We start from the raw sequence: 25103 nt of genomic DNA, 5'->3' as shown, positions 1-25103 counted from the left end.
CCTATCTATAGCGGAAATCACACACCCTCGGCGTCCCGGTGTCAATACCGGCACCGGATAGTGACGCTGCGTGCGGCCCGGTAGTGCCGGTGACCGGTGCGTAAAAATCATGTACGGCGCTGTACATGATAGTTACTGGCTGGTAGGTTGACCGCGTCGCACTGTGATCCACTTCATGATTCAAAGGGGAGTCATGGGCAAAAACCCTGTTCGCCTGCTGGCCGCCGCGGTCGCCCTCACGCTGACCTTCGTCGCCGCACCGGCCGCCACGGCCACCGCGGCAGGAACGGCGACCACCGCGACCGATCCGTTCTACAGCTACAGCGGTAGTGAGCCGCTGTCGTCCTTCGCCCCCGGGACCGTGCTCAAGACCCGGACGCTGAACTACCACGTCATCGGCATTCCCACGCCGGTGCAGGCCGTCCAGCTGCTCTACCGGTCGACCGACGCCCAGGGCCGCGCGTCCGCCAATGTCACCTCGGTGGTCCGCAGTCTCACCGGTGACACCGGTAAAGCGGTTTCGTACCAGTCGTTCTACGACTCGCTCAACCCGGAACACGGCCCGTCCAGGGCGATCGCCGGGGATGTCTCGCTGGGCGGGCTCATCCCGAACGCGGAAGCCCTCTTCATCGCGCCCGCTCTGTTACTCGGCTACAACGTGGTCATCCCCGACACCGAGGGACAGACCGCGAACTTCGCGGCGGGGCCGGAATACGGCACCAACACCCTGGACTCGATCCGCGCCGCGACGAAGTCCCCCAAGACGGGGATGAACGAGAACACCAAGTTCGGGCTCATCGGCTACTCGGGCGGCGCCATCGCGACCGGCTGGGCGGCCGCGCTCGCCCCGCGCTACGCGCCGGACGTCGACAAGAACCTGGTCGGCTTCACCGAGGGCGGCGTGCTCGTCGCCCCCGCGCACAACCTCAAGTACGTCGACGGCAGCATCGCGTGGACCGGGGTCATGCCGATGGCGCTCATCGGGGCGTCCCGTGCCTTCGGTATCGACCTCAAGCCCTACGCGAGCAGCTACGGCCTGCAGGTGCTCAAGGATCTCGAACACGCGTCGATCATCGACGCTGTCGGGCACTATCCCGGGCTGACCTGGACCAAGCTCGTCAAGCCGGAGTACGCCAACCCGAACTCGATCCCGCCGTTCGTCGAAGCGGTGAACAAGATCAACATCGGGCAGGCGCCCACCCCGGCCGCTCCCGGTTTTATCGCGCAGGGCAACGGCGGTGTCTTCGAGGGCACCTTCGGCAACCCGCCCGGCATCGGCACCGGGGACGGCGTGATGGTCGCGGGCGACGTCCGGGCGCTGGCGAACCAGTACTGCGCCACCGGCAACAAGTCGATCAAGTACGAACAGTACGACGCGCTGAGCCACGTCGGCGCGGCCGCGGCGTGGGCGCCCTCGGCGATCGGCTGGCTCGTCGACCGGTTCGCGGGCAAGGCGGCGCCGTCGGACTGCGGGCGGATTCCGGCGGGCAACTCGCTGGCCCCGGAGAAACCGGTTTCCTGACCGGGACGACGTTCCGCTGATCGGTGCCCGGCCGGGAAATCCCGGCCGGGTACCGGTGCGAGCACGATTGCCCGGACCACGGGGCGGGTACCGTTCGGACGTGACCGCTCAAGACCGTCTCGCCCGTCGCACCTTGCCGAAGGGCCCGCACAACCTGAGCCGCGACGAGGTGGCGGGCACCCAGCGCGCCCGGCTGATCGACGCCGTACTGGACAACGTCGGCGAGCGCGGGTACCCGAACACCACGATCGGCCACATCACCGCGGCCGCGGGCGTGTCACGCACCTCGTTCTACGAACAGTTCGCCGACAAGCAAGACGCCTTCCTCGTCGCGTACCACTCGTTCACCACGGAATTCCTCGACGAAGTCGTCGCGGTGGCCGCCGGGGCGCTGACGCCGCTCAAGGCGCTCACCGCGTGCGGCGACTTCCTCGTCGACTACGTGCGCCGGCATCCCACGGCCGTCCGCGCCGTCCTGCTCGAGATCTACGCACTCGGCGACGCCGGGCTCCGGGCACGCGAACTCACCCTGCGCGCCGGCGAAGCCGTGTTCGACCGGACGGTCGGCTGGCTGCGCAGGACCGATCCCGCGCTGCCGGTGCCGCCGCCGTTCACCGCGCGCACCGTCGTCGCCGCCACGATCGAACTGATCGCCCAGGCGATCTGGCACCGCACCGAGGACGCTTACGCGCAAACCCGCGAAGCCGTCCGCTACACCTGGCAGCTCGGCCTGTTCGGGCACCGGTACGTCCACGCGCCTCGCTCCGGCGGTTAGGCTCACCGGGTGGAACTGCGTCAGCTGCGGTACTTCTGCGCGGTCGCCGAGGAGGAACACCTGACCAGGGCGGCGGAGCGGCTGGGTATCCGCGCGACGTCGCTCAGCCAGCAGATCATCGCGCTGGAAAAACTGGCCGGCACCCCGTTGTTCACCCGGACCCCGGCGGGGATGACCCCGACCGCGGCGGGACGTGCCCTGCTGCCCAAGGCTTACGTCGTCCTGGAGGCCGCCGAGGAGGCGCTGCGAGCCGCTCGCGAGCCGGACGCGCCGGTGCTCCGGATCGGGGTGACGCCCGGTGCTCCGCCGCCGGCGGTGTCCGCGCTCGGCAGGCTGGGCGCGCGGCGAGAGTGCACTGTGGACCTGCGGGATCTCCCGGTGGCGCGGCAACTGGAGCGATTGCGTGCCGGTGGTCTCGACGCCGGGCTGGTGGTGCTCCCTGCGGACACGACCGGGCTGGCCTCGGCGGTGATCAGCGACGTCCCGCTGGGAATCCTGGTGGCGGCCGGGCATCCGCTGGCGGGGAAGGCCAATGTGGACTGGCCGGATCTCGACGGCCAGGAACTGCTGTGGTTCGATCGCGAGCTGGCTCCCGGGTATCACGACCACGTGCTCGCCGCGTGTGCCGACGCGGGGTGGCGACCCCGGATCCGGGCAGGGGCACCGAGACGGGCGCTGTTCACGGCGGAACTCGGGAGCGGGGAGGCCATGGTGGCGCTGCGCCCGCGATGGGCGGCGGGGGACGGCGAGCTGGTCTGGCGGCAACTGCCCGGCGCGCCCCGGGTCCGGCACGCCCTGGTGTGGCGGAACCCACAGCACGGGTCCGCGTTCGCCGGGCTGGCCGCTGAGCTGGCCGATGAGGCGCGGGCTTACACGGATGAGGCGCCGCCTCGTGGACAGCGGTGAACTGTCCGGCTTTGCTGAGGGTCGTTCGAGCCCTTCGACCTTCAGGAGTACGGGATGTCGTTGACCTGCTGGGGATTCGTCTACCTCGCCGACGGCGCCGACCCGGCGCGTGACACGTCCATTGTGGACACGGGAAGCTGTCGCACCGTGCTGGTCGGCATGGCGGAGCCGGACCAGGTCGCCGACGTCGCCCGGCGCCTGGCCGACGACGGCGCGCAGCTGATCGAGCTGTGCGGCGGCTTCGGTCCACAGTGGACCGCTCGGGTGCTCGGCGCGGTCGGCCACCGGGTTCCGGTGGGCGCGGTGACGTACGGCACCGAGTCCGTCCCCGGACTGCACGCCCTGTTCGCCCCGCCGGACGCGTAGCAACGAGAGCCGGTCAGGCCCGCGCTGACAGGGCGGCGTCGAGCAGGGCTTCCGCCGCTGCCCTCGCGTGGTGACCGCAGCCCGCGTCGTCGAGGACCATGGCGCGGCTGGCGGCGCCGTCCACGAGGACCGCGAGCTGTTCGCCAAGGGGCCGGGGTTCGGCGACGCCGAGCGCGCTCACCAGTTCGGTCAGGCGATCGGCCAGACGGCGCTTCTGCTCGGACGAGTAGGCGTGGACGGGGCTGTGCGGGTCGGGGAACTCGGCCGCCGCGTCGATGAAGGGGCAGCCCCGGATCGGGCCATCGGTCTCGGGCACGGTGAACAGCGCGAGAATCCGTTGCCGGGGCGGGAGATCCTCGCGGTCGAGCACGCTTTCCAGCGTGCGCCCGGATTCGCCGAGGTGCTCCAGGTAGCCGACCACCAGGTCGTCCTTCGTGGGGAAGTGCGTGTACAGGGTGCGCTTGGACACCGGGGCGGCGGCCGCGACCTGTTCCATGCCCGTCGGGTTGATCCCGTGGGTCTCGAAGAGCGCGGTGGCCGCGGCGAGGATGCGCTCGCGCCCGCCCCGGCCCCGGCGGCGCCGGATCGTGTCCCGCTCGCTCATCCCTTAACTGTACAGGACCGTGTACTTAAGGCGCCGGACGTCTGCTACCGTCTTAGGTAAACGCAACCGTTTACCTAGTGAGGAGTGTCTCGATGACGGCCTATCTGCCCGAGTACGCCGAGAAGCTGATCCGCGGCAGGCGGGCGGTCCGGTCCTTCCGGCCGGATCCCGTCCCGGACGAGACGGTGCGGGCGATCTTCTCCCTAGCGGGCGCGGCTCCGTCGAACTCCAACACGCAGCCGTGGCGGGCCGAGGTGGTCAGCGGGGCCGCGCGCGACCGGCTGAGCGACGCACTGCTGGCGGCGCACAAGCACCAACGTCTCTCGGTGGATTTTCCCTACCAGGACGCGCTGTACAGCGACGTGCATCAGCTGCGGCGCAAGGGTTTCGGCGAAGCGATGTACGGCGCGCTCGGTATCGGCCGTGACGACAGGGAAGCCCGCGAGGCCTACGACGCGGAAAGCCTGCGGTTCTACGGCGCTCCCCATGTCGCGCTGGTGCTCGCACCGTCCAATGCGGACGCCCGGATGACCGCGGACATCGGCATGTACGGCCAGACACTGCTCCTGGCGATGACGGCCTACGGCGTCGCCAGCTGTCCCCAGGGCTTGCTGGGTTTCTATGGCGACACGATCCGTGAATCGCTGGGAATCCGGGACGGCAAGGTGCTTTTCGGCGTTTCGTTCGGCTACGCGGTCGAGTCCGCTCCGGTGAACCAGCTGAAGCTCACCCGCGCGGAACTCGAGGAGACCACGCGGTTCCACGAATAGCCATGACGGGACGGCGGGGCGTGGGCTAGGCTTCGTGCATGCCTCTCGCTCTGCGTCTCGGCCGCGGCTGCCGCCCTCGCGGCTGCCGGGCGCCCGCGCGGCGAGTGCTCGGCCGCCGGGTGCGATACGCGATCGGCTCCGAACCCGGTCAGGTCAACGGGATGCGATGGCTCCGCTCGCCGCGCGCCGTGCCGGGTGACTGAGGAAGTTTCTCCCGTCCTTTTCCGGAAACCGGTTTTCCGGGCTTGTCCGTGCGTTCTCCGCGGGCGCCCGGAAAACCCGGTCACCTCGCCGCGCGGACACGCATGCCCATGACCACCAGCGAAACCCGGGGCGGGCGCCCCGGGCAGAGGAGCATGTCCGAAAATGCCCAGCGAATTCTTCTTTCCCGCCCCGGAGGGTGAGGTTCCCGGCGCCGAGGGATATTTCGGCGCGTTCGGCGGAAAGTTCGTCCCGGAGGCCTTGACCGCCGTCGTGGACGAGGTCGCCGTCGAGTACGAAAAGGCCAAGGCCGACCCCGCGTTCGTCGCGGAGTTCGAGCAGCTGCTCGCGCACTACGCCGGGCGCCCCAGCGCGCTCACCGAGGTGCCGCGCTTCGCGGAACACGCGGGCGGGGGCCGGATTTTCCTGAAACGCGAGGACCTCAACCACACCGGCTCGCACAAGATCACCAACGTGCTCGGCCAGGCGCTGCTCACCCGGCGAATGGGCAAGTCACGGGTCATCGCGGAGACCGGCGCCGGCTCGCACGGCGTGGCGACCGCCACCGCCTGCGCGCTCTTCGGTCTCGAATGCACTGTCTACATGGGAGAGATCGACATCCGGCGGCAGGCGCTCAACGTAGCGAGGATGACGATGCTCGGCGCCGAGGTCGTCCCGGTCCGCACCGGCTCGCGCACACTCAAGGACGCCATCAACGAGACGTTCCGCGACTGGGTCGCCAACACCGAAACCACGCACTACATCTTCGGCACGGTCGCGGGACCACATCCGTTCCCGGCCATGATCCGCGACTTCCAGCGCGTCATCGGAGTCGAAACCCGCCGTCAGATTCTCGAACGGACGGGGCGGCTGCCCGACGCGGCCATCGCGTGCGTCGGCGGCGGCTCGAACGCGATCGGGTTCTTCCATCCTTTGCTGGCCGACGACGTCCGGCTCGTCGGCTGCGAGGCCGCCGGGCACGGCATCGAGACCGGCGAGCACGCGGCCACCCTGTCCGCGGGCGAACCCGGCATTCTGCACGGCTCACGCTCCTATGTCCTGCAGGACGAAGAGGGCCAGATCACCGAGGCCTGCTCGATTTCGGCCGGTCTGGACTATCCCGGCGTCGGGCCCGAACACGCGTACCTGCACGACCTCGGCCGTGGCGAATACCTCCCGATCACCGACGACGCCGCGATGCGGGCGTTCCGGTTGCTTTCGCGGACCGAAGGCATCATCCCGGCGATCGAAAGCGCGCACGCGCTGGCCGGGGCACTCGAAGTCGGCGAGGAACTGGGCGAGGACGGGCTGATCGTCGTCAACCTTTCCGGGCGCGGTGACAAGGACATGGACACGGCCGCCCGCTATTTCGGGCTGTCGCAGGCAGGGGAGGAAGCGAAGTGAAGAATTTCGCCGGTGGTAAGCGAAAACTGCTCGGCGACACGCTCGCCGCGGCGAAGGCCGAGGGGCGCGCGGCCCTCATCACCTATTTCCCGGCGGGATTCCCGACCGTCGGCGGTGGCACCGAGGCGGTCAAGGCGATGCTCGAATCCGGTGCCGACGTCGTCGAAGTCGGGCTGCCGCACAGTGACCCGGTGCTCGACGGGCCGGTCATCCAGACCGCCGACGACATCGCGCTGCGGGGCGGCGTCAAGATCGCCGACGTGCTGCGCACGGTCCGCGAGGCGCACGCCGCGACCGGCAAACCGGTGCTGGTGATGACGTACTGGAACCCCGTCGACCGCTACGGCGTCGAGCGGTTCGCCACCGAACTCGCCGAGGCAGGGGGAGCGGGCTGCATCCTGCCCGATCTGCCGGTCCAGGAGTCCGCGGAATGGCGGGCACAGGCCGAAAAGCACGACCTGGCCACAGTTTTCCTCGTCGCGCCCAGCAGTACGGACGCGCGGCTCGCGGAGATCACCGCGGCGGGCTCCGGCTTCGTCTACGCGACTTCGCTGATGGGCGTCACCGGGGCCCGCGCGTCGGCCGGCGAGGCCGCGGGCGAGCTGGTCCGGCGCACCAGGGCCACCAGCGGGCTCCCGGTCTGTGTCGGCATCGGCGTCGCCAACGGACGGCAGGCCGCCGGGATCGCGGGCTTCGCGGACGGCGTGATCGTCGGTTCCGCCCTCGTCAAGGCGATGCTCGACGCGCCAGGCGAGGCCGAGGGACTCGCGGCTGTCCGCGCGCTCACCGGCGAACTCGCCAGGGGCGTCCGCGGGCTCGCTTGACCGTGACCCGCCGGGGAGGCACCACCTCTCCAGCGGGTCCGCGCTTGCCGCACCGAAACCGGGACCGTGGGTACGAGACGCCCCCTCGACGTGTCGTAACCCACGGCCCCGATTCACCCCCAGCCAGAAAGGCCTTCTAACGGCGTACCTGCTTCTGACGATCGTGCGCCCAGCCGGCGAGCACCACGCCCGCGGCGGTGAGGAACACGAGCACAAGCAATCGGCCGCCCCAGCCACCGGGGACCCAGTCGAGCGCGCCCCACAGCGTGGCCGAGGTGTGGTCGAACAGGCCGCGGATGGCGGCCTGGGCGAAGACGACGGTCGTCACCATCCCGAGAATCTGCAGTGCGACGTAACCGCCCTTGTGCATCATGGTCCTCCGTTCCGGTGTCCCCTACCGGGACGGGAACCAGTCTCGCCGTGGTGGGCGCCTCCTCACATCGGTCGCGCGTCGCGAACAGCCTTCGACCACGGGCGAGGACGGGTGCTCGACCCGGGTCGGGCACGGGCCCTCCCGCGGGCTGGTGCGCGGCCCCTGACGGATCGACGATGATGGGCCGGTGAACACAGAGGCGGGAGATGCCGCGCCGCCACTCGGGCCGTGGCAGCACGCGTGGCGGTTGCTGGCGGCCGCGGCGATCGGCGTGCCGATCTGGCTTCGCGCCGCCAGCGAGCTTCCGCCGGACACGACGGGGCTGCCGCTCGGCTGGCTGCTCGTCGGTGACCCGCTGCTGGCCTTGGCGTGCCTCGCGGCATTGCTCTGGCGGCGGCGCTTCCCGCTCACCGTCGCCACGACGGTGGTGGTCGTCTCGACCGCCTCGACCCTCGCGAGCGGCTCCGCGCTGCTGGCGCTGGGCTCGCTGGCCGCCCGGCGGCGCCTGGCCGCGGCCCTGCTCCTGGCGGTGCCCTGCGTGGCGAGCGTGCCGCTCACCTACACCCTCTACCCCCACCGCGGCGAATCGGACCCGCTGTGGCTCACGATCGCCTTCCCGCCGTTGATCGTGGGCATCGTGGTGGCGGTGGGCGCCGCGGTCGGGGCGCGGCGGGAGGAACTGCGCTCGCTGCGGGAACGGGCGGAAAGCGCGGAGCGCGAGCAGGCCGCGCGGGCGGCGGAGACCCGGATGGCGGAGCGGCACCGGATCGCCCGCGAGATGCACGACGTCCTCGCGCACCGCGTCTCGCTGGTCGCCATGCAGGCCGGGGTGCTGGGGCATCGCACCGACCTGCCCGCCGAGCAGATCGCCGTGCTGGCGCGGGGGATCGCCGACGGATCCCATCAGGCGCTGGAGGAGCTGCGGGACGTCCTCGGGGTGCTGCGGGCGAGCCCGGACGGTCCCGAACCGCCGCAGCCCTCGCTCGACGGCGTCCCGGCGCTCGTCGACGACGCGCGGGCGCTGGGGCTGGACGTCACGTGCACGACGACCGTGCCGGGGAAGCCGCCGGGCCTCGTCGCGCGGACCGCCTACCGGATCATCCAGGAAGGACTGACCAACGCGGGCAAGCACGCGCCCGGCGCGCGGGTGTGGGTCACCGTCGAGGGAGCGGCGGGTGACGGGCTGCGGGTGACGGTCCGCGATTCCGGGGCCGCGCGGACCACCGGCGGGCCGCCCGCCTCCGGGTTCGGGCTGCTCGGCCTCGCGGAGCGGGTCGCGCTGGCAGGCGGCACACTGGACCACCATCCGGTCGCCGAGGGAGGCTTCGTGCTCGGCGCGCGGCTTCCGTGGCCGGTTCGCGCGGGCGAAGGGAATGCGTGAGTGGACACCGAGCCGGAACCGGTGCGGATCGTGCTCGTCGACGACGATCAGCTGGTGCGGATGGCATTGCGGCTCATCATCGACGGCGAGCCCGACCTGACCGTCGTCGGCGAGGCCGCCGACGGGGACGCCGCGATCGCCGTGGTGGGCAAGGAAGAACCCGACGTCGTCCTGATGGACGTGCGGATGCCCGGCCGCGACGGGCTGAGCGCGACCGAGGAGATCCTCGCCCGGCCGCCCGCCCCGCGCGTGCTGGTGCTGACCACGTTCGACTCCGACGAGCTGGTGCTCGGCGCGCTGCGCACCGGCGCGCTCGGGTTCGTCCTCAAGGACACTCCGCCGCCCGGGATCCTCGCCGCGGTCCGGGCCGTGGCCGCCGGGGAGCCCGCGCTCTCGCCCGCAGCTACCGCGCGGCTGATCGCCGCGGCCACCGGACCGCGTTCGCCCGACGCGCGCCGGGCCTCCCGCGACGCGGCGCGCCGGAAACTGGCCGCCCTCACCGAACGCGAGGTGCAGACCGCGCGTGCCATCGCCGACGGCCTGTCCAATCCCGAAATCGCCCAGCGGCTCCACATCAGCGTCGCGACGGTGAAGGCCCATACCAGCGGCCTGTTCGCCAAGCTGGCCGTGGAAAACCGCGTCCAGATCGCGCTACTGGTCCGCGACGCCGACGACTGACGCTGGTAGCTTCGGCGGGGTGTTTCCCGTGGGGGCCGAGGCGACGATCGGCGCGCTGACCGCGGACCCGCACCCGCTGCTGGCCCGGCTGCGCGCGGCCGAGCCCGTGTCGTGGCTGCCGGCGCTGAACGGCTGGCTCGTCACCCGGCACGATCTGGCGACGCGCGTGATGCGCGACTCCGCGGTGTTCACTGTGGACGATCCCCGGTTCTCCACGGCGCGGGTCGTCGGCCCGTCGATGTTGTCGCTCGACGCCGCCGAGCACACCCGGCACCGGGCCCCGTTCTCGCGCCAGTTCCGGCCGAAGGAGATCGAGCGGCGGTTCGGGGACTTCGTCCGCGAGGAATGCGATCGCCTGGTCGGCGGCTTCCAGGCCCAGGGCCGTGCGGAGCTGCGGCGGGCACTGGCCGGCCCGCTGGCGGTCGCCGTGGTGGCCGGCGCGCTCGGCCTGCGCGGCGCGGAGGCCGGGCGGATCCTCGCCTGGTACGACGCCATCGTGTCCACTGTGGACGATCTGTCGGCGGGCAGGGAGCCGGATTCCGGTGGTACGGAAGCCTTCGGCGAACTGCGCGCGCACATCGAGGGCTCGGTGGCCACGCGCGACCCCTCGCTGCTGACGGAAGCGGCGGCGGCGCTGGCGCTGCCCGAGGTGGTGGCGAACGCGGCGGTACTGATGTTCGGCGGCATCGAAACGACCGAAGGCATGATCGCCAACGTCCTGGCGCATCTGCTGGGCGATCCCGCGTGGCTGGCCGCGGTCGGCGAGGACCGGGCCCTGGTCCCGGACGCCGTCGAGGAATCACTGCGGCTGGAACCGGCGGCGGCGGTCGTCGACCGGTACGCCACGCGTGACGTCGAACTCGCCGGGGCGCCGATCGCCGCGGGCGATCTCGTCACGGTGTCGCTGACCGCGGCCAACCGGGATCCGGCGGTCTTCGCGGACCCCGACGTCTTCGACCCGCGACGCCCGGACCTGCGCAGACAGCTCGCTTTCGCGCACGGGCCGCACTACTGCCTCGGCGTCGACCTGGCCCGGCTGGAAACCCGGATCGCCGTCGAAACCGTCCTCGACCGGCTCCCCGGCCTCCGGCTGACCGCCCCGGCCACGCCGAGCGGCCTGGTCTTCCGCAAACCCGCCGCCGTGTCCGTGACCTGGGAAACCTGACGCCCCCGTCCGCAGGCCCGGCAAAAGTCCGTGAAGGCCTCCTTCACAGCGCTCAACGCTGTGAAGGAGGCCTTCACGGACCGGCGCTACGGCCGAGACGTCAGGAGGCGATGCCCCGGCGCGCGATGACCTTCGTGATCTTCGCCCGGACGAGCGACTCCTCGGGCACGGCGTTGCGCTTGCCGTACGCCTCGGCCTGGTCCTCGCCCATGTAGCGGCCGCCGAGCCGGGTGGCCCAGTCGAGCATCTCGGGCAGGTCGTGGGTCAGCCGCGCTTCGGCGGTGAACTGGACGTAGGAGTAGGGCGGCCGCTGGTCGTCGACGCACAGCGAGATGCGCGGGTCACGGCGGATCGCCTTGCCCTTCAAGGTGTCCGTGCCCGTGGTGAACACCAGCTCGTCCCCGTCCGGGGTCTCGTCCAGCAGGAACCAGACCGGCGTCACGATCGGCGCGCCGTTCGCGCGCACCACCGCGAGCATGCCCGTGCGGGTCCCCTCGGTCGCGAACTCCCACCACTCGTCCCTGGTCATCTCGTGCATGCCCCCGACCCTAGAGGGTCACCCGTGCGTGCGCCCGGGGAAGGCCGACTAGCCTGGCCTGCTGTGCGAGACGACGAACTGACGGCGGCGGGGCTGGCCGACGAGGGCCTGACGCGGCGGCTCAAGGCGCTCGCCTGCACCGCGCCGTTGCACGACCTCGACGCGCGCAAGGCGAAGCTGGACTGGGCCGACGCCACGATCTACCAGATGGCCGAGATCGCGCTGCACACGATCGACCAGGTCACCATCGCGATGGACTTCGACACCGGCGCCGGGCACGACGAGGTCATCGACCGGCTGCTGCCGTTCATCGCGCTGCAGGCCCCGTCGCGGATGCCCGAGGAGCACGTCCGGGTGGCCAAGTGGGTGCTCGACAACATGATCAACGTCGGCACCACCGACCGCGGCTTCCGGCGCGTCTACGGTTCGCTCGGGCCCGGCGGCTACCAGCGCCGTCAGTTCGACTTCAAGCTGCTGGTCGAGCTGGCCGCCCCGGACGGCGAGGTCTACCTGCGCGCCACCGACGAGGCGATCAACGTCCTGGTCGGCGCGCTGGACACGGACGTCGAGTCGGCGCAGATCGCGGCCGAGGTCAAACTGGAGAACCTGATCAACCGCGGCCGCCTCGCCGACGCCAAGCTGGCCGCCGAGCAGGCCCGCTACCGGACCGTCCAGTACGGCGAGACGCTGCGCGCGAAACTGGACGCGACGCGCCGCGACGTCCGGGCCGTCGACTGGGAGCGCGAGGTCCCCGAGCTGCTGGACAACGCGCTGAGCCACATCGAATCCCGCTTCCGCGCGGAGAACGCGATCCTCAAGAACATCACCACCGCGCGCGACGAGACCGAGGACCTCGACCGCAAGCGCCGCGCGGCCGAGCTCGTCGACATCGTGAGCGACTGCATCCGGCGGCACACCCGGCTGCAGTCGCGGCTGGCCGACGCGGGCGCGGTGTTCCGCGCCGAGCAGGATCGCCAGCAGTTCTCCGGCCCACCGCAGCGGGCCACGCTCGACCTGTTCGGCCAGCTGCTCGTGCCTGCCCTCGGCCTGCCGCTGGCCGACGCGGTCACCCCGGCCGAGTCGTTCTTCCACGCCGCCGCCGGGATCACCGCGCCGACCGTGCCGTCGCTGTCCGCGCTGGTTTCGCTGCTGCTGCGGCCCGCGCCGGAACGCGAGCAGCTCGTCGGCGAGATCCCCGAACCCGAGCTGATGCCCGCCGAGGACACCGATCGTTTCGGCGACGAGATTTGGCGCCGCGCCGACGAACTGCTCGACCTGCCCGAGGTGCCGCGCCGGCTGTCCGGTCTGCTGGAGGAGGCCCGCCGGATCGACCCGGCGCTGCCGTCGCTGGTCGCGCTGCGCGCCCTGCACGCCTACAGTCCCGAGGTCGGCGCCGCGCGGCGGCAGGGGGAGCGTCAGGTGCTGCTCGCCGTCGACGACGGCACGCTGCTCGACGATCCGGACTTCGGCGGCGCCGATCTGCTGCTGTCCACCGCGCAGCTCGACCGCGCCGACGACGAAGAGAACGAGGAGGTCGCCTGATGGCCGTGTCCCACAGCAGCCTGGACGCCGAGGCCGCCGCCCGGCTGGTCGCGTACGGCATGCGGCCCAAGCAGCTGCCCGCGCGCGACGTCGTGTACGGCGAGCTCGTGCGCCGCTACGTCGAGGACAACGCGTTCAAGGCGCTCACGCACGCGGTCGCGGCCGGGCTCGGGCTCATGGTGCTGGAGGTCAACCACCAGGCGGGCGCCGTGCTGGCCGCCACCGACGAGTCGGTGTTCGAGATCCGCATGGACAGCTACGCGCGGCAGAGCAAGATCCGCGAGCGCCGCGAGACCGAAAAGGTCCTGCACGGGCTCATCCACCTGGCCACCGCCGCGCTCGGCTACCCGCGCCCGGACGACCTCGCCAACGACACCTACATCGGCCGGGTCAGCGTCGAGCAGGTGGACGCGATGGTCCGCGAGGCCGCGCGCATGCTCGACGAGCGCGCCGCGGAGGCCGAGGCGAACAACGACCCCCTGGCCGACGCGCCCGAGCTGGAGCAGGCGTGGCGGGCCTACGCGCGAAGGCCCGCCGCCGCGGCCACCAAGGACGGCAGGCTCGCCGCCGACACCACCCGCGGCATGGTCTCCCGCGCGCTGCGTTTCCTTGCCGACCAAGGGTTCCTGGTCCCGGTGAGCGACGAGCAGGGCGGTACCTACCGGACCACGCCGCGGTACCAGATCCAGGTCCGCGAACTGGCCGCCGACGCGGCTTTCGACGACCTGCTGGCGTTGAACGTCGTCGCGGTCGCCCACGACGGGGGCACGCTGCGCGCGGCCGCTTCCGACACGCTGTAACCAAGAGGGGACACGGATGTACGAGCTTTCGCGGGTCCGCCTGCACTCGGTGGGCCCGGCGGGTGCCCGCTACCAGGACGTCGTGCTCGACTTCAGCGGTGCCGGCGCGAAGATCACCGCGCCCCAGCAGGACGCGCTGTTCACCGCCGGGATCCACGCGGGCGCGGGCGAGGTCTACCGCCCGTCGCCTGCCAGCGTGCTGTTCCTGGAGAACGGCGGCGGCAAGTCGGTGCTGATCAAGCTGATCTTCTCGGTCATGCTGCCCGGCCGCCGCCAGGTGGTGGGCACGACGAACACCAAGGTGCTGGAGAAGTTCGTCGGCGGCAAGGACGTCTCGCACGTCGTCCTGGAGTGGCTGCACGTGGAGACCGGGCAGCGGATCATCACCGGCAAGGCCTCGGAATGGCGCGGGCACGTGGTTTCCGCGGACTCCGAGAACCTGATCGACTCCTGGTACTGCTTCCGCCCGACCGCCAGTCTCGACCTCGATTCGCTGCCGCTGATCGAAGACGGCCGCTATCTCACGATGTCGGCCTTCCACGGCAGGCTCAACGACGTCTTCGCCGCCGAGCCGGAACTGGAGCTGTTCTGGACGCGGCGGCACCACGAGTGGACCGGCAGGCTCGACGGGATCGGCCTGGACACCGAGCTGTTCCGCTACCAGCGCGCGATGAACGCGGGCGAGGGCGAGGCGGCCGACGCGTTCGCGTTCTCCACCGACGAGGCGTTCGTCGAATTCCTCTTGCGCGCAGTGCTTTCCGAGGATGAGCCGAAGGACCTCGCCGAGGTCGTCGCGACCTATGCGCACAACCTCGCGCAGCGCGGGGATCTCATGGCGGAACGCGATTTCGTCGCCGGGGCACTGGATCTGCTCGGCCCGCTCGCCGAAGAAGAGGGCGTCGCCGCGGCGTCGCGCAAGATCGCGACCGCCGCCAAGGCGGAGATGCAGGAGCTGGCCGGACAGGTCGTCGCGCGCAACGAGCTGGAGAACGCGCGCCTGGGCGGGCTCGAGGAGCACGTCGCCGAGATCGCGTCCTCGGAGAAGCTCGCCGAGGGAGATCACCGGCGGCTGGCCGCGGCGGTCACCGAGCTGCGCCGCCAGGTCGCGGTGCTGCGGCTGGACGAGGCGCAGGAAGCACGCAAACGCGTCGACGCCGAACTGGCCGAGGCGAAGACGGCGGCCGAAGCCTGGCGTGAGACGGCGACCGTGCTCAACCAGCTCGGCGCCGCGCGCAAGGCCCGTGACCTGCGTGAGCTGGTCGGCAACCGGGAACAGAAGGCCCAGCCCGCGCTGGTCGCGCGTAACGCGGCCGCCTCCGCGCTCGCGCGCGGGCTGCTCGCGCTGGTCAAGGACGCGCAGCGGCAGGCGGACAAGGCCGAGGCACACGCCGGGGCGTTGCGGGCCGAGGCGGAGAAGGCGCAGACCGAACGCGACGAGGCCGCGAACCTCGCCGCCGCTCGCCGGGCGGAGGCGCGCGGGCTGACGACGCGGATCGCCGAACTGCGCGAGGAGATCACCGAAGCCGTCCGTGCCGGGCTGCTGACCGCGGGCGCCGACGTCGGCGAGGCGGCCCGCGCGGCGCGTTCGGCGGCCGACGCCGCGTCCGCCGAATTCACCCGCCGTGAGTCCGAATTGGACCGTGTCGGCGAGGAACTCCAAGCGGCGCAACGGACCGTGAACGAGGCGCATCAGCTCGCCGGGTCCACACAGGACAGGTTCGAGCGGGCGACCGAGGAGCTGGACCGGGCCCACCGCCGCACCGATTCGCTCGCCGCGGAGGGGCGCCTGATCGAACTGCTCGGCGCCGAGGACATCGTGCTGGAGAACGACCTCCCGGTGCTGCAGGAGCGGCTGCGGGAGGCGAGCGCGGCGGTCGAGAAGGAACAGACGGCGCTGCGCATGGAGGAGTCGGCCGACGAACGGGCGCTCGCCGCGCTCGGCTCCGGCGGCCTGCTGCCGCCGCCCGAGGACGTCCAGGCCGCGCTGGAAGCGCTGGAGGAGGCCGGGATCACCGCGTGGTCCGGCTGGCGCTATCTGTCCCGTTTGGACACCGCGCGCCGCGCCGAGGTGCTGGAGACCCTGCCGCAGCTGGTTTCCGGTGTCCTGCTCAACGACGCCGCGCAGGTGGACCGGGCCCGTGAGGTGCTCACCGCGCGGCGGCTGCTGCCGAGCGCGATCATCGCCGTCGGTACCACGGAAACCGTTTACGCGGAAGGACTTTCCGCGGCCACCGGCGTCGAGTTCCTGGTGCCGCCGAACCCGGCGATGTACGACGAGGAGGCCGCCGACGCCGAACGCGAGGCGATCGCGTTGCGGCAGGCCGAACGCCAGCGGCGGCTGGAGCGGCTCTCGGAGTCGCTCGCCACCGACGGCGCGTTGTCGTGGAAGCTCACGACGTGGCGCGAGGACTACCCGCCGGGTGCCATCGCGACACTGGCCGAGCAGGCGCACACCGCCCGCACCGCACGCGAAACCGCGCGGACGGCGCTGGAGCAGGCCGACGCGGAACTGGCGCGGCTCAAGGAAAAAGCGGCGACGCTGCGCGAGAAGGTCCCCGCGCTGCGGTCGGCGCTGGCCGAGGCCGAGGAGAAGGCCCGCAAGCTCGGCGAACTCGCCACCCGCACCGCGCGGATCCCGGAGTGGACCGAGGACTTCGAGCGCGCCACCGAGATCGCCGAGCGTGCCGACGAAACCGCGTCGGAAGCCGCCGGAAAGGCCGCGCGGCTGCGGGAACAGGCCGCGGAGGAGCAGCGCACCGCCGACGGGCACCGCCGCACGGTGAGCACCGCGAAGGGCGAGCTCGCCGAGGTTCCCGGCGCGGGCGAGGTGTCGGAGGACGACCCGGCGCCGGACGAGCCCGTGGACGCGTTGCGGCGGACGTTCGCGTCGGCGTCGGAGGCGTACGGGAAGGTCGAGGTCGGCAGCGATCTGCGGGCCGAGCTGGACCAGGCCGAAAGTGCCGAAGCCGCGGCGGGCGCGGCGGTCGAGGCGCTGGACGACGCCGTCCGCGCGCGGGCGGCCGAGCTGCTGGAGACGCCGGACGGTTCGGACGCCTCCGCCCGCGCGGCGGCGCTGGCGCGCGCGAAGCGGGTCGTCGCGACGCTGGAGGACGAACGCACCGAGGCGATCGGCCTCGTCTCGACGCGCAAGGCCGAACTGGAGCAGTTCCCCTCGCAGCCGAGCGCGGCGGGGGAGCGGCCGCGCGACATCGAGCACGGCCTCGAACTCATCGACGCGGCCGGGCTGGAAGCCTCGGCGGCCGCGCGGAAGTGGGAGGAACTGCAGGAGCGGCGGGCCGCGGCCGAGGCGACGCTGGAGTCGGCGAAGGCGTCGGCGTCCGGGTTCGCCCTGCTCGCGGAGTCGATGGCGCATCTGGTCACCTCCGACGGCGAGGCCGCCGCCTACGACGGCGACGTCGATTCCGCGCGGGCACGGCACACCAGGCTGCACACCGCGTTCACCGACGCGCAGGACGCCGCCGACGCCGGCGATCGCAGGGTGCGCGCGGCGGCCGATCAGCTGGCGCAGTACGCGACCGAGAAGCGGTTCGAGAAGCTCAGCACCCCGGTGCGGCAGCAGGTGATCTCGGTCAAACGCGACCAGCTGCCCGCGCACGCCGCCGAATGGGCCGAGGCCCTGCGGCCCCGGCTGCGCACGCTCACCGACGACCTCGCGCAGATCGACCGGCACCGCGGCGGGATCATCACGCGGTTGCAGGGCATGGTCGACGGCGCGCTGCGGACACTGCGGTCCGCGCAGCGCGTCTCGCGGCTCCCGGACGGGCTCGGCGACTGGTCGGGCCAGGAATTCCTGCGGATCCGGTTCACCGAACTCGAGGACAACGCGCTGGCCGAGAAACTCGGCGAAGTCGTCGACGAGGCGGCCGCCGGCAAGACCGCCGACGGCCGCGACGTCAAACGCGACGGGCTTTCCCTTGTCCTGCGCGGAGTCCGGGCCGCGGCGCCGAAGGGCTTCCGGGTCGACATGCTCAAGCCCGACTCGGTGCTGCGGACCGAACGCCAGCGCGTTTCGGAGATCCGTGACGTGTTCTCCGGCGGCCAGCAGCTGACCGCCGCGATCATCCTGTACTGCACCCTCGCGGCGCTGCGGGCCAACAACCGCGGCAAGGTGCGGAACCGGCATTCGGGCGTGCTGTTCCTGGACAACCCGATCGGCCGCGCGTCGGCGGGCTACCTGCTGGAACTGCAGCGCGCGGTCGCCGAGGCGCTGGGCGTGCAGCTGATCTACACGACGGGCCTGTTCGACGCGGGCGCGCTGGCGGAGTTCCCGCTGATCGTGCGGCTGCGCAACGACGCCGACCTGCGCGCGGGCCGCAAATACCTCTCGGTGGACGCGACGATCCGCAACCCGCTCGACGAACTGGGCGATCCCGACGGCGTCGCCCGCTTGTCCGCCACCCGCTTGTTCTCGCGTCCTGCTTCGGACCAGGATGAGGCGGACCAGGACACGGAGATCGCGCGCGAGGCGTGAGAACCCAGTGCCACCCTGTGGCACTGGGTGGCACCTCCGCGTATCATGTGCTTATGACCGCTTCGCACGAGGCTGCCCGACCGGAGATCACTCAGCGTGATCTCCGTGGGAGATCCGGCGAGATCATGGACGCCGTCGAGCATGGTGAGGCGTTCGTCGTCACACGTAGTGGCATGCCGATCGGTGAGCTCATTCCCCTGCGTCGCCGCCGTGTCGTGACGCGAGAACAGTTCGCGGCTATGTCGGGCAATGCACCTGTCATCGATCCCGAGCGGCTTCGTGCCGACTTGGACGACGCGTTCGACGGAGAGTCGCGGGATCCGTATGACCGATGAGCTGCACGGGCTGCTCGATACGAACATCCTGATTCTCCGGAGACTGATCAATCATGAGCAGCTGCCGGATGTGATGTCGATCAGTGCGGTCACTCTCGGCGAACTGTCTTCCGGGCCTCATTACGCCGACGACCCCGAAGAGCGGGCTCGTCGGATGGATCTACTCCAACGTGCGGAGGCCGAGTTCGATCCGTTGCCGTTTGATGCCGAGGCGGCTCGGATCTTCGGCCGGGTTTGTGCGGCTGTCCTCGCTGCGGGGCGGACGCCTCGGCGACGTATCGCCGACTTGATGATCGCGAGTGTGGCCATCGCCCACCGGCTGCCCCTGTACACGACCAACCCGCAGGACTTCGACGGGCTGAAGTCCTTGCTGGATGTCGTGCCGGTTACGCGACCGGCGGATCTGGGCGGCTGAGACTCGCGAGGCGTGAGAACGGGGGCCGGATGCACACCACCGACACCAGCAGGCATGCCGAGTTCGGGGTGTTCATGCCGGTGGCGAGCAACGGGTTCCTCTTCTCCACCACCGCGCCCCGGTTCGAGCCGAGCTTCGGGCACAACCGCGACATCGCGCGGCTCGCGGAGGAGGGCGGGCTGGATTTCATCTTCTGGATGGGAAAGTGGCGTGGTTACGGCGGGACGACCGGGTTCTGGGACCAGTCGCTGGAGCCGCTGACACTCGCGACCGCCGTCGCGGCGTCGACCGAGCGGATCCGGTTGTTCGCGACCGTCAGCCCATTGTTGCTGCATCCCGCGGTGGCGGCGAAGACGATCGCGACGGCCGACGAGTGCAGCGGCGGTCGCTTCGGGATCAACATCGTCACCGGCAACACCCTCGACGAGTACCTGCAGATGGGCCTGGTCCCCGAAGGCTACGACGGCGCGCGATACGAGTACGCGGACGAGTGGTGCGAAGTCGTGAAGCGACTGTGGGCCGAGGACAGCGTGACCTTCGACGGCCGGTTCTTCCATCTCTCCGACTGCGTGTCGCGGCCGAAACCCGCCCGGCGGCCGACGATCGTGTGCGCCGGGCTTTCCGACGAGGGGCTCGCCTTCACCGCGCGGCAGGCCGACTACTCCTTCGTCGGCAACGCCTCGCCCGCGGTGGCGAAGGTGCGTGAACTGGCGGCGCGGGCCGGGCGCGGCATCCGCGTCGTGACCAACCTGTTCGTGGTCCAGGACAGCACCGACGGGCAGGCGCGGGCGCGCTTCGACCGGATCCGGGCGGGGCTGGACAACGAGGCGCTCGACAACGTGATCGCCGGGTTCACCCGCAGCGACCGGTCCTCCGCCGAATTCCGGACGCATTTTCTGCGCGCACCCGATACGGTCGGCTTCGGGACCGGGACGACGGTCGTGGGAGGCGCGGAGACGGTGGCGGAACGGATCGTGGCCGAGGTGGTGGACAACGACGTCGACAGCGTCCAGTTCACCTTCCCCGACTACCTGCCCGATCTCCGGGCGCTCTGCGCCGACGTCCTGCCGATCGTGCGGGAACGCCTGGCACGACAGGGAATCACCACAGGGGAAGGCGGTCGGCGAGGATGACGGAGCTGGGCATGGTCGGCGCGGTGAGCGTCGATCTCAACACGGCCGAACTCGCCACGGCCGTCGACACCACGAAAGAGCTGGAGGCTGCGGGGTTCTCGACCCTCTGGCTGCCCGGCAGCGGCGGCGACAACCTCGAACGGGTCGCGCAGCTCGTGCGCGCGACGAGCGGGATCGGGATCGCGACCGGGATCCTCTCGGTCGACGCGGTGTCCGCCAACGAGGTGGCCCAGGCGTACGCGGAGCTGGAGCGGGACCACCCCGGCCGGTTCGTCGTCGGGCTCGGCGGCGCGCACGGCCCGCGCCCGTTCGCGACGATGCACGCCTATCTGGACACTTTGGACTCAACGCCGCCACGGATTCCTTTGTCCGCAAGGATTCTCTCCGCGCTGGGGCCGCGCATGCTCGATCTGGCGAGGGAGCGCGCGGCGGGCGCGTTCCCGTATCTGATCACTCCGGAGTACGTCACGACCGCGCGCGAAGCGCTCGGTCCCGGCAAGAAACTGCCGGTGTGGGTGGAGGTGATCCCGGAGACCGATCCGGACACCGCGCGGGAGCGGGCCCGGGAGGCACTCGGCTTCTTCCTGACGCTGCCGCACTACGCCACCAGCTTCCGCCGGATGGGTTTCACCACCGATGAAATCGGCTCGGCCGCGCCGCGGCTCATCGACGGGCTGGTGGCGTGGGGCGACCTCGGCGCCACCGTGCGACGGTTGCGCGAATACCTCGACGCCGGAGCCGATCAGGTCGCGGTCAATATCGACCGCGTGCCTCGCGAGCTGTGGCGCCCACTGGCCGACGCCCTGCGTTCCTGACGCTTCAGCCGCGGATGGCCGCCTGGTAGGCGGCGAGCGCGCCGGCGTCGTCGATGCTGCCGTGGTGGTGCACCTGCGCCCAGCGGCCTTCCTCGTACCGGAAGTAGCGGCTGGTGCGGATGGCCAGGGGGACGGCGGGGGCGTCGCCGACGCGGTACTCGCCGGTCTCGCGTCCGGCGAACAGCGCGTGGTCGTCGCCGGTGTACTCGACGATGTCGCCGAAGGTGACAGTGACGCGTGCGGGGCCGGTGAACACCTTGTCGTACAAGGCGGCGATCGCCTCGCCGCCGCGCAGGACGCCGCCGAGCGGGTTGTTGAGCTGCGCGAGCGGATGCGTGGTCCACACCCGGCGGAAGACGTCCAGGTCGCGGTGGTTGAAGGCGAAGTAGAACGACTCGAGCGCCGCCAGCGCTCCTTCACGTCCGGGTCGCGTTGCTTCGGAAAGCCGTTCGCGGGCGTCGGGGCCGAAGCTGAGCGCGAGATGCTGGGGCATGGGGACTCCCGTAGAGTGTTCGATGGAGGTCGACCAGATGAGTGTACGACATACATCGAACACCGACCACGTTTCCGCGCGGGCCCGTGGACTGACCCACACCGAGCCGGCGGACGTGCCGTTGCAGGACGCGCTGACCGCCGTCGCCGACCCGATGCGCCGTACGATCGTGCGCGCGCTGGCGGAGGTGCCGGACTGGGCCAAGGCCTGCGGCACGTTCGACCTGCCGGTCACGAAGGCGACTCGCAGCCATCACTTCGCGGTGTTGCGCGCGGCGGGCCTCGTCGAACAGCGCGACGAGGGCGCTCGACGGCTGAACCGCTTGCGCCGCAAGGAATTCGACGCCGCCTTCCCCGGCCTGCTCGACCTGGTGCTCCGCGAGGAAGCCTCGCGCGAGGTTGCCAAGCCGACGTCCTGAAGGCTCCCTTCAGGGCGTCCACCCGGGATCCGCCGGGGTCCTGAACGCGTCGTAGCGGACGTTCATCGTCTCGAACGACGCGTTCGAGACACACGCCGCCGCGCTCCGGGGCCGCGTCGCATGCCGTGAAGGGGGCCTTCACAGCGCTCAGCGCCAGTAAGGCCCCCTTCGCAGCGTCACAATCCACAAAGGACACTTCGCCGTGCGGGTGCTGTGAACGACGCGTTCGAGACGTTCACCGTCGCCAACGGCGCGTTCAGGACATCGCGATGGAACGGTGGAGCAAGGCTCAACGTCCCCGAGGGGGCTTTCGAACAGGGGAGCGGGCAAGAGGGCCCCGCGCTCAGTCCTTGCGGCCGGTGAACGCGAGCGTCGTGCCGAGGCCGATCATCACCAGCCCGCCGGTGCCCCCGACCAGCCGGAGCCGCCGGGGCGAGCGCGCGAACCAGGCCCGCGCGGTCCCCGCGACGAGTGCCCACACCGAGTCGCTGATGAGCGCGATCACCGGGAGGCAGATGCCGAGCAGGAGCATCTGCGGCGGCACCGACCCGGCGTGCACGTCGACGAACTGGGGGAGGATCGCGGCGAGGAACACGATCGACTTCGGGTTCGCGAAACCGACCACGAACCCGTCCCGCAGCACGGTCAGCGTGCGGCCCGGCGTCACGCCGACCTCGGCGGCGAAGGCGTCGGCGAGCTTGCGGCGGTGCCGGAACGCCTGCACCCCGAGGTAGACGAGGTACCCTGCGCCGCAGAGCTTGACCACGGTGAACACCGTCGCGGACGTCGTCACGATCGCGCCGAGCCCGAACGCCACGGCGACCACCTGGGTGTACACGCCCAGCGCGTTCCCGGCGACGGTCAGCAGCGCCTCCCGCCGCCCGACCGTCAGCGCCCGGCTGATCGTGAACAGCACGCTCGGCCCCGGCACGACGATCATCGCGAAGGCGAGCGCCGCGAACGTCCAGAAGTGACTCGTCGACACCATGCGGCCAGCCTAACGCGGGTGCGCGACGGATCGTGCGGAGATCGATGACCTTTCGTGAAAGGGTGTGCACCGTGGCGTTCGGCGTGACGATCACCGGTACCCGCTCGCTCGGCGATACGGCGAAAGCCTGTCTTCCGGAACTTTTCCACCGGTATGTACGGCCCTTCACCGGGCCCGGGAGCCATGTCTACATCGGTGGTGCGATCGGCATCGACACCAACGCGCTGAACTGGCTGGCGATACACACGCCGGCGAGCCTCACCGTCGTCGTGCCTCGCACAGTGGCCGACCAGCCACGGGACGCCGCGGCCGCGATCCATCAGTGGAGCAAGCGTGGACGCCTTGGCGACGTCGTGGAGTTACGAGCCGACGAACTCGACACTGCCGCGTACCACGCGCGAAACCGATGGATGGTCGACCACAGTCAATTCGTGGCCGGTTTCCCGCGAGCCGGAATCGCACCCGTCAGCGGTACCTGGTACACCCTGAACTATGCCGCCGCCCAGGACAAGCCACGCCTTGTGGTCCCGGTGTGACGAGCCGATTCGGTGATGCCGCAAGGGATCGAGTCGTTGTGACCAGGAGATGGGGCTACTTCGTGTGGTAGACCTCGGCCGTCTGGGCCGCCGCCGCGGACGGCACCTCGATCACCGGGATCGGCTTCCTGCTGGGATTGCCGCTTTCCGCTGCGCGGTAACTGAAACTGAGCTGACCGGACGCGCCGGGGACCTCGTCGAGGCTGTTCAGGTTCAGCATCTGGTTGAGCACGTCGCTGTGGCTCGGCACCGCGTGGTCGGGATGCGAGCGGGTGGACAGCCGCGCCGCCTTCGCCGCGATGAACAGCGCGTCGTGGACGGAGATGGCGCCGCCGTCGTCCAGGTCGGCCGGGGCGAACCCGAGGCGGCCGAACTGGTCGTGGAACTCCTTGAAGAACCGGGGAGTCCCGGGCGCGCCCTGCGCCCAGCCCTGAGGGTCGGTCTCGGTCGCGTAGACGATGCTGATGTTCTTCTCCCGCAGGTCCGCTTCCTTCGCACGGAGTTGCAGTGACCCGAAATCGGCGCCTGCCACGACCGCGGTCACCGGCGAATCCGGGCAGACCCGGTTGCGCAGCGACTGCAGGAAGCTGGGGAAGTCGACGACCCGCCCGGCGTAGAGCACAGCCTTGGGCTTCACCGCGCACACGTTCGTGGTGATGTTGGTGAACAGGTCCGGGCTCGCCGCCGTCGGCCCGGACATCCCGACGTAGTTCTGCGCCGGGTACTTGATCAGGTTCCCGAACCCGGCGGCGAAGTCGTCGCGCAGCGAGCGGGTGAACAGGTCCGCGCCGGAGGCCGTCCCCGGATCGGGATTGACGTCGGAATTGGCGTCGTAGACCATCATCGCCGAGTCGAGGCCGGGATGGTGCCGCAGATAGCCCTGGAGCGCCGCGACGTATTCGGCGTTGGCGGGCGACGCGCGCAGGAACCCCCGGATGGCGCCGTAGTTGAGCTGGTCTGCGGTGGCGATGGCGCTCACCATCGGGATGTCGTGCTGGGCGAGGTGTTTGGCCGCCTGCTCGGTCTGCACCGTGGACAGCCGCAGGCCGACCACGGCCACCAGCGGCTCGGGGTCGTGCACCTTTCCTTCCAGTCGCTCGACGACGGTCTGCCAGTGCAACTCGTGACTTCCCCAGTTGGCCAGCACCAGTTTCACCAGGGGGCGCTGGTCGCCGACGGCCGCGGTGTGGTTGACCCGGTACTGCGCGGTGTAGGCGCCTTCCAGTTCGGTGCGGACCTGATCGAGCGTCACGGCCGAAGTTTCGTTGACTGTCAAGGGATCCAGCAGCGCGATGGTCACGGTGCGACCGGTGCCGCTCACCGACGCGTTCTCCTCGGCGATCTTGCGCTGCACGTCGGCGAGGGACTCGTGGTAGACGTAGCTGCCGTCGGTGACGCCGACACATTCCCCGTCGAGCTTCTGCACTCCGGAGTCCGAGCCCCCGCAGGCGTTGTCCGGCCAGAACACGGCGGTCAGCGCGCCCGCGGCGACGATCACCACCGCCACCAGCGAAATCAGGCGGACGTGGCCACGTACCCAGAGCCGCACCCGGGCCCGGAAGTCATCCGGCTCGGGCAGGCGGATGGCGTCGTCCGGACCGAACAGGTCGTGGTCCTCGGGCACGATCC

The 25103-nt window shown here is 70.9% G+C and carries 26 protein-coding genes; 20 read left to right on the top strand and 6 right to left on the bottom strand.

The features are described from left to right. Positions 1–193 precede the first annotated feature (193 nt). The 4 genes from ACFWX1_RS15920 to ACFWX1_RS15905 all read left to right on the top strand — a co-directional run bounded on the left by ACFWX1_RS15920 (position 194) and on the right by ACFWX1_RS15905 (position 3569). Positions 194–1522: a lipase family protein gene (locus ACFWX1_RS15920; RefSeq protein WP_378387837.1), complete on the top strand. Its 1329-nt coding sequence runs from the start codon at positions 194–196 to the stop codon at positions 1520–1522. A gap of 100 nt (positions 1523–1622) precedes the next feature. Then, positions 1623–2297, top strand: a complete 675-nt coding sequence (locus tag ACFWX1_RS15915) for a TetR/AcrR family transcriptional regulator (protein ID WP_378387835.1) — start codon at positions 1623–1625, stop codon at positions 2295–2297. 9 nt (positions 2298–2306) lie between these two features. Next, complete coding sequence (locus ACFWX1_RS15910; protein ID WP_378387834.1) at positions 2307–3203, top strand: LysR substrate-binding domain-containing protein; 897 nt, start codon at positions 2307–2309, stop codon at positions 3201–3203. 54 nt (positions 3204–3257) lie between these two features. Then, positions 3258–3569: a DUF6506 family protein gene (locus ACFWX1_RS15905; protein ID WP_378387832.1), complete on the top strand. Its 312-nt coding sequence runs from the start codon at positions 3258–3260 to the stop codon at positions 3567–3569. A gap of 13 nt (positions 3570–3582) precedes the next feature. On the opposite strand, the gene ACFWX1_RS15900 is transcribed toward ACFWX1_RS15905, so the two are convergent. After that, on the bottom strand, positions 3583–4173 hold the full coding sequence (locus ACFWX1_RS15900; RefSeq protein ID WP_378387830.1) for a TetR/AcrR family transcriptional regulator: 591 nt from the start codon (positions 4171–4173) through the stop codon (positions 3583–3585). 92 nt (positions 4174–4265) lie between these two features. Here ACFWX1_RS15900 and ACFWX1_RS15895 point away from each other — a divergent pair, with 92 nt between their 5' ends. From ACFWX1_RS15895 to trpA, 4 genes are all read left to right on the top strand, one after another. After that, complete coding sequence (locus ACFWX1_RS15895; protein WP_378387829.1) at positions 4266–4943, top strand: nitroreductase; 678 nt, start codon at positions 4266–4268, stop codon at positions 4941–4943. A gap of 38 nt (positions 4944–4981) precedes the next feature. Next, a complete protein-coding gene (gene trpM, locus ACFWX1_RS15890; RefSeq protein ID WP_378387827.1) occupies positions 4982–5146 on the top strand; it encodes a tryptophan biosynthesis modulator TrpM in 165 nt (54 codons plus the stop codon). A 163-nt stretch (positions 5147–5309) separates the two neighbouring features. Continuing rightward, complete coding sequence (gene trpB, locus ACFWX1_RS15885) at positions 5310–6548, top strand: tryptophan synthase subunit beta (RefSeq protein ID WP_378387825.1); 1239 nt, start codon at positions 5310–5312, stop codon at positions 6546–6548. Continuing rightward, positions 6545–7372 carry a tryptophan synthase subunit alpha gene (gene trpA / locus ACFWX1_RS15880; protein ID WP_378387823.1) on the top strand — a complete coding sequence of 276 codons (828 nt, stop codon included), beginning with the start codon at positions 6545–6547 and terminating at the stop codon, positions 7370–7372. Before trpB ends, trpA begins: the two co-directional genes overlap by 4 nt. A gap of 136 nt (positions 7373–7508) precedes the next feature. Here the strand turns inward: trpA and ACFWX1_RS15875 are convergent, their stop codons facing one another. After that, on the bottom strand, positions 7509–7745 hold the full coding sequence (locus ACFWX1_RS15875) for a hypothetical protein (protein WP_378387822.1): 237 nt from the start codon (positions 7743–7745) through the stop codon (positions 7509–7511). A 187-nt stretch (positions 7746–7932) separates the two neighbouring features. Between ACFWX1_RS15875 and ACFWX1_RS15870 the strand changes: the two genes are divergently transcribed. From ACFWX1_RS15870 to ACFWX1_RS15860, 3 genes are read left to right on the top strand one after another with little or no spacing between them, the layout of a single operon-like run. Next, positions 7933–9126, top strand: a complete 1194-nt coding sequence (locus ACFWX1_RS15870) for a sensor histidine kinase (RefSeq protein ID WP_378387820.1) — start codon at positions 7933–7935, stop codon at positions 9124–9126. Next, positions 9127–9804, top strand: coding sequence for a response regulator (locus ACFWX1_RS15865; protein ID WP_378387819.1), 678 nt, complete (start codon positions 9127–9129; stop codon positions 9802–9804). A gap of 19 nt (positions 9805–9823) precedes the next feature. Beyond that, on the top strand, positions 9824–10969 hold the full coding sequence (locus ACFWX1_RS15860; RefSeq protein WP_378387817.1) for a cytochrome P450: 1146 nt from the start codon (positions 9824–9826) through the stop codon (positions 10967–10969). Positions 10970–11069: 100 nt separating this feature from the next. Here ACFWX1_RS15860 and ACFWX1_RS15855 read toward each other — a convergent pair whose 3' ends face one another. Further along, complete coding sequence (locus ACFWX1_RS15855) at positions 11070–11507, bottom strand: PPOX class F420-dependent oxidoreductase (RefSeq protein WP_378387815.1); 438 nt, start codon at positions 11505–11507, stop codon at positions 11070–11072. 63 nt (positions 11508–11570) lie between these two features. On the opposite strand from ACFWX1_RS15855, the gene ACFWX1_RS15850 reads away from it, so the two are divergent. Genes ACFWX1_RS15850 through ACFWX1_RS15820 form a run of 7 tightly spaced genes read left to right on the top strand, consistent with a single transcriptional unit; the run spans position 11571 to position 21039 of the window. Beyond that, entirely contained in the window at positions 11571–13049 is a 1479-nt protein-coding gene (locus tag ACFWX1_RS15850) for a hypothetical protein (RefSeq protein ID WP_378387813.1), read from the top strand. Next, positions 13049–13849 carry a hypothetical protein gene (locus ACFWX1_RS15845; RefSeq protein WP_378387811.1) on the top strand — a complete coding sequence of 267 codons (801 nt, stop codon included), beginning with the start codon at positions 13049–13051 and terminating at the stop codon, positions 13847–13849. The genes ACFWX1_RS15850 and ACFWX1_RS15845 overlap by 1 nt, the downstream gene beginning before the upstream one ends. A 16-nt stretch (positions 13850–13865) precedes the next feature. Continuing rightward, a complete protein-coding gene (locus tag ACFWX1_RS15840; RefSeq protein ID WP_378387810.1) occupies positions 13866–18341 on the top strand; it encodes a hypothetical protein in 4476 nt (1491 codons plus the stop codon). Between the two features lie 53 nt (positions 18342–18394). After that, on the top strand, positions 18395–18676 hold the full coding sequence (locus ACFWX1_RS15835; RefSeq protein WP_378387808.1) for a type II toxin-antitoxin system Phd/YefM family antitoxin: 282 nt from the start codon (positions 18395–18397) through the stop codon (positions 18674–18676). After that, positions 18666–19091, top strand: coding sequence for a type II toxin-antitoxin system VapC family toxin (locus ACFWX1_RS15830; protein ID WP_378387806.1), 426 nt, complete (start codon positions 18666–18668; stop codon positions 19089–19091). The genes ACFWX1_RS15835 and ACFWX1_RS15830 overlap by 11 nt, the downstream gene beginning before the upstream one ends. A gap of 29 nt (positions 19092–19120) precedes the next feature. Continuing rightward, positions 19121–20224 (top strand): LLM class flavin-dependent oxidoreductase, encoded by a 1104-nt coding sequence (locus ACFWX1_RS15825; protein ID WP_378387804.1) that lies wholly within the window; start codon positions 19121–19123, stop codon positions 20222–20224. Beyond that, positions 20221–21039, top strand: coding sequence for a TIGR03620 family F420-dependent LLM class oxidoreductase (locus ACFWX1_RS15820; protein ID WP_378387802.1), 819 nt, complete (start codon positions 20221–20223; stop codon positions 21037–21039). The genes ACFWX1_RS15825 and ACFWX1_RS15820 overlap by 4 nt, the downstream gene beginning before the upstream one ends. 4 nt (positions 21040–21043) lie before the next feature. Here ACFWX1_RS15820 and ACFWX1_RS15815 read toward each other — a convergent pair whose 3' ends face one another. Continuing rightward, complete coding sequence (locus ACFWX1_RS15815) at positions 21044–21532, bottom strand: YybH family protein (RefSeq protein ID WP_378387800.1); 489 nt, start codon at positions 21530–21532, stop codon at positions 21044–21046. 37 nt (positions 21533–21569) lie between these two features. Here ACFWX1_RS15815 and ACFWX1_RS15810 point away from each other — a divergent pair, with 37 nt between their 5' ends. After that, positions 21570–21950 (top strand): ArsR/SmtB family transcription factor, encoded by a 381-nt coding sequence (locus ACFWX1_RS15810; RefSeq protein ID WP_378387798.1) that lies wholly within the window; start codon positions 21570–21572, stop codon positions 21948–21950. Positions 21951–22293: 343 nt separating this feature from the next. Here ACFWX1_RS15810 and ACFWX1_RS15805 read toward each other — a convergent pair whose 3' ends face one another. Next, a complete protein-coding gene (locus ACFWX1_RS15805; RefSeq protein ID WP_378387797.1) occupies positions 22294–22938 on the bottom strand; it encodes a LysE family translocator in 645 nt (214 codons plus the stop codon). Between the two features lie 44 nt (positions 22939–22982). On the opposite strand from ACFWX1_RS15805, the gene ACFWX1_RS15800 reads away from it, so the two are divergent. Continuing rightward, positions 22983–23474: a hypothetical protein gene (locus tag ACFWX1_RS15800; RefSeq protein ID WP_378387795.1), complete on the top strand. Its 492-nt coding sequence runs from the start codon at positions 22983–22985 to the stop codon at positions 23472–23474. Between the two features lie 55 nt (positions 23475–23529). On the opposite strand, the gene ACFWX1_RS15795 is transcribed toward ACFWX1_RS15800, so the two are convergent. After that, positions 23530–25098: a hypothetical protein gene (locus ACFWX1_RS15795; protein WP_378387793.1), complete on the bottom strand. Its 1569-nt coding sequence runs from the start codon at positions 25096–25098 to the stop codon at positions 23530–23532. Positions 25099–25103: the final 5 nt, after the last annotated feature.

The organism is Amycolatopsis sp. NPDC059021, from assembly GCF_042739895.1.
Lineage (GTDB): Bacteria > Actinomycetota > Actinomycetes > Mycobacteriales > Pseudonocardiaceae > Amycolatopsis.
Note: the sequence above shows the minus strand (reverse complement) of the source record. Positions and strands in the feature narration are given on the sequence as shown.

Coding starts and splice junctions, on each gene's coding strand:
- ACFWX1_RS15810 (WP_378387798.1), top strand. CDS start 21,570: ATGAGTGTACGACATACATCGAACACCGACCACGTTTCCGCGCGGGCC.
- ACFWX1_RS15830 (WP_378387806.1), top strand. CDS start 18,666: ATGACCGATGAGCTGCACGGGCTGCTCGATACGAACATCCTGATTCTC.
- ACFWX1_RS15920 (WP_378387837.1), top strand. CDS start 194: ATGGGCAAAAACCCTGTTCGCCTGCTGGCCGCCGCGGTCGCCCTCACG.
- ACFWX1_RS15895 (WP_378387829.1), top strand. CDS start 4,266: ATGACGGCCTATCTGCCCGAGTACGCCGAGAAGCTGATCCGCGGCAGG.
- ACFWX1_RS15840 (WP_378387810.1), top strand. CDS start 13,866: ATGTACGAGCTTTCGCGGGTCCGCCTGCACTCGGTGGGCCCGGCGGGT.
- ACFWX1_RS15805 (WP_378387797.1), bottom strand. CDS start 22,938: ATGGTGTCGACGAGTCACTTCTGGACGTTCGCGGCGCTCGCCTTCGCG.
- ACFWX1_RS15900 (WP_378387830.1), bottom strand. CDS start 4,173: ATGAGCGAGCGGGACACGATCCGGCGCCGCCGGGGCCGGGGCGGGCGC.
- ACFWX1_RS15855 (WP_378387815.1), bottom strand. CDS start 11,507: ATGCACGAGATGACCAGGGACGAGTGGTGGGAGTTCGCGACCGAGGGG.
- ACFWX1_RS15815 (WP_378387800.1), bottom strand. CDS start 21,532: ATGCCCCAGCATCTCGCGCTCAGCTTCGGCCCCGACGCCCGCGAACGG.
- ACFWX1_RS15835 (WP_378387808.1), top strand. CDS start 18,395: ATGACCGCTTCGCACGAGGCTGCCCGACCGGAGATCACTCAGCGTGAT.
- trpM (WP_378387827.1), top strand. CDS start 4,982: ATGCCTCTCGCTCTGCGTCTCGGCCGCGGCTGCCGCCCTCGCGGCTGC.
- trpB (WP_378387825.1), top strand. CDS start 5,310: ATGCCCAGCGAATTCTTCTTTCCCGCCCCGGAGGGTGAGGTTCCCGGC.
- ACFWX1_RS15875 (WP_378387822.1), bottom strand. CDS start 7,745: ATGATGCACAAGGGCGGTTACGTCGCACTGCAGATTCTCGGGATGGTG.
- ACFWX1_RS15845 (WP_378387811.1), top strand. CDS start 13,049: ATGGCCGTGTCCCACAGCAGCCTGGACGCCGAGGCCGCCGCCCGGCTG.
- ACFWX1_RS15820 (WP_378387802.1), top strand. CDS start 20,221: ATGACGGAGCTGGGCATGGTCGGCGCGGTGAGCGTCGATCTCAACACG.
- ACFWX1_RS15825 (WP_378387804.1), top strand. CDS start 19,121: ATGCACACCACCGACACCAGCAGGCATGCCGAGTTCGGGGTGTTCATG.
- ACFWX1_RS15800 (WP_378387795.1), top strand. CDS start 22,983: ATGACCTTTCGTGAAAGGGTGTGCACCGTGGCGTTCGGCGTGACGATC.
- ACFWX1_RS15905 (WP_378387832.1), top strand. CDS start 3,258: ATGTCGTTGACCTGCTGGGGATTCGTCTACCTCGCCGACGGCGCCGAC.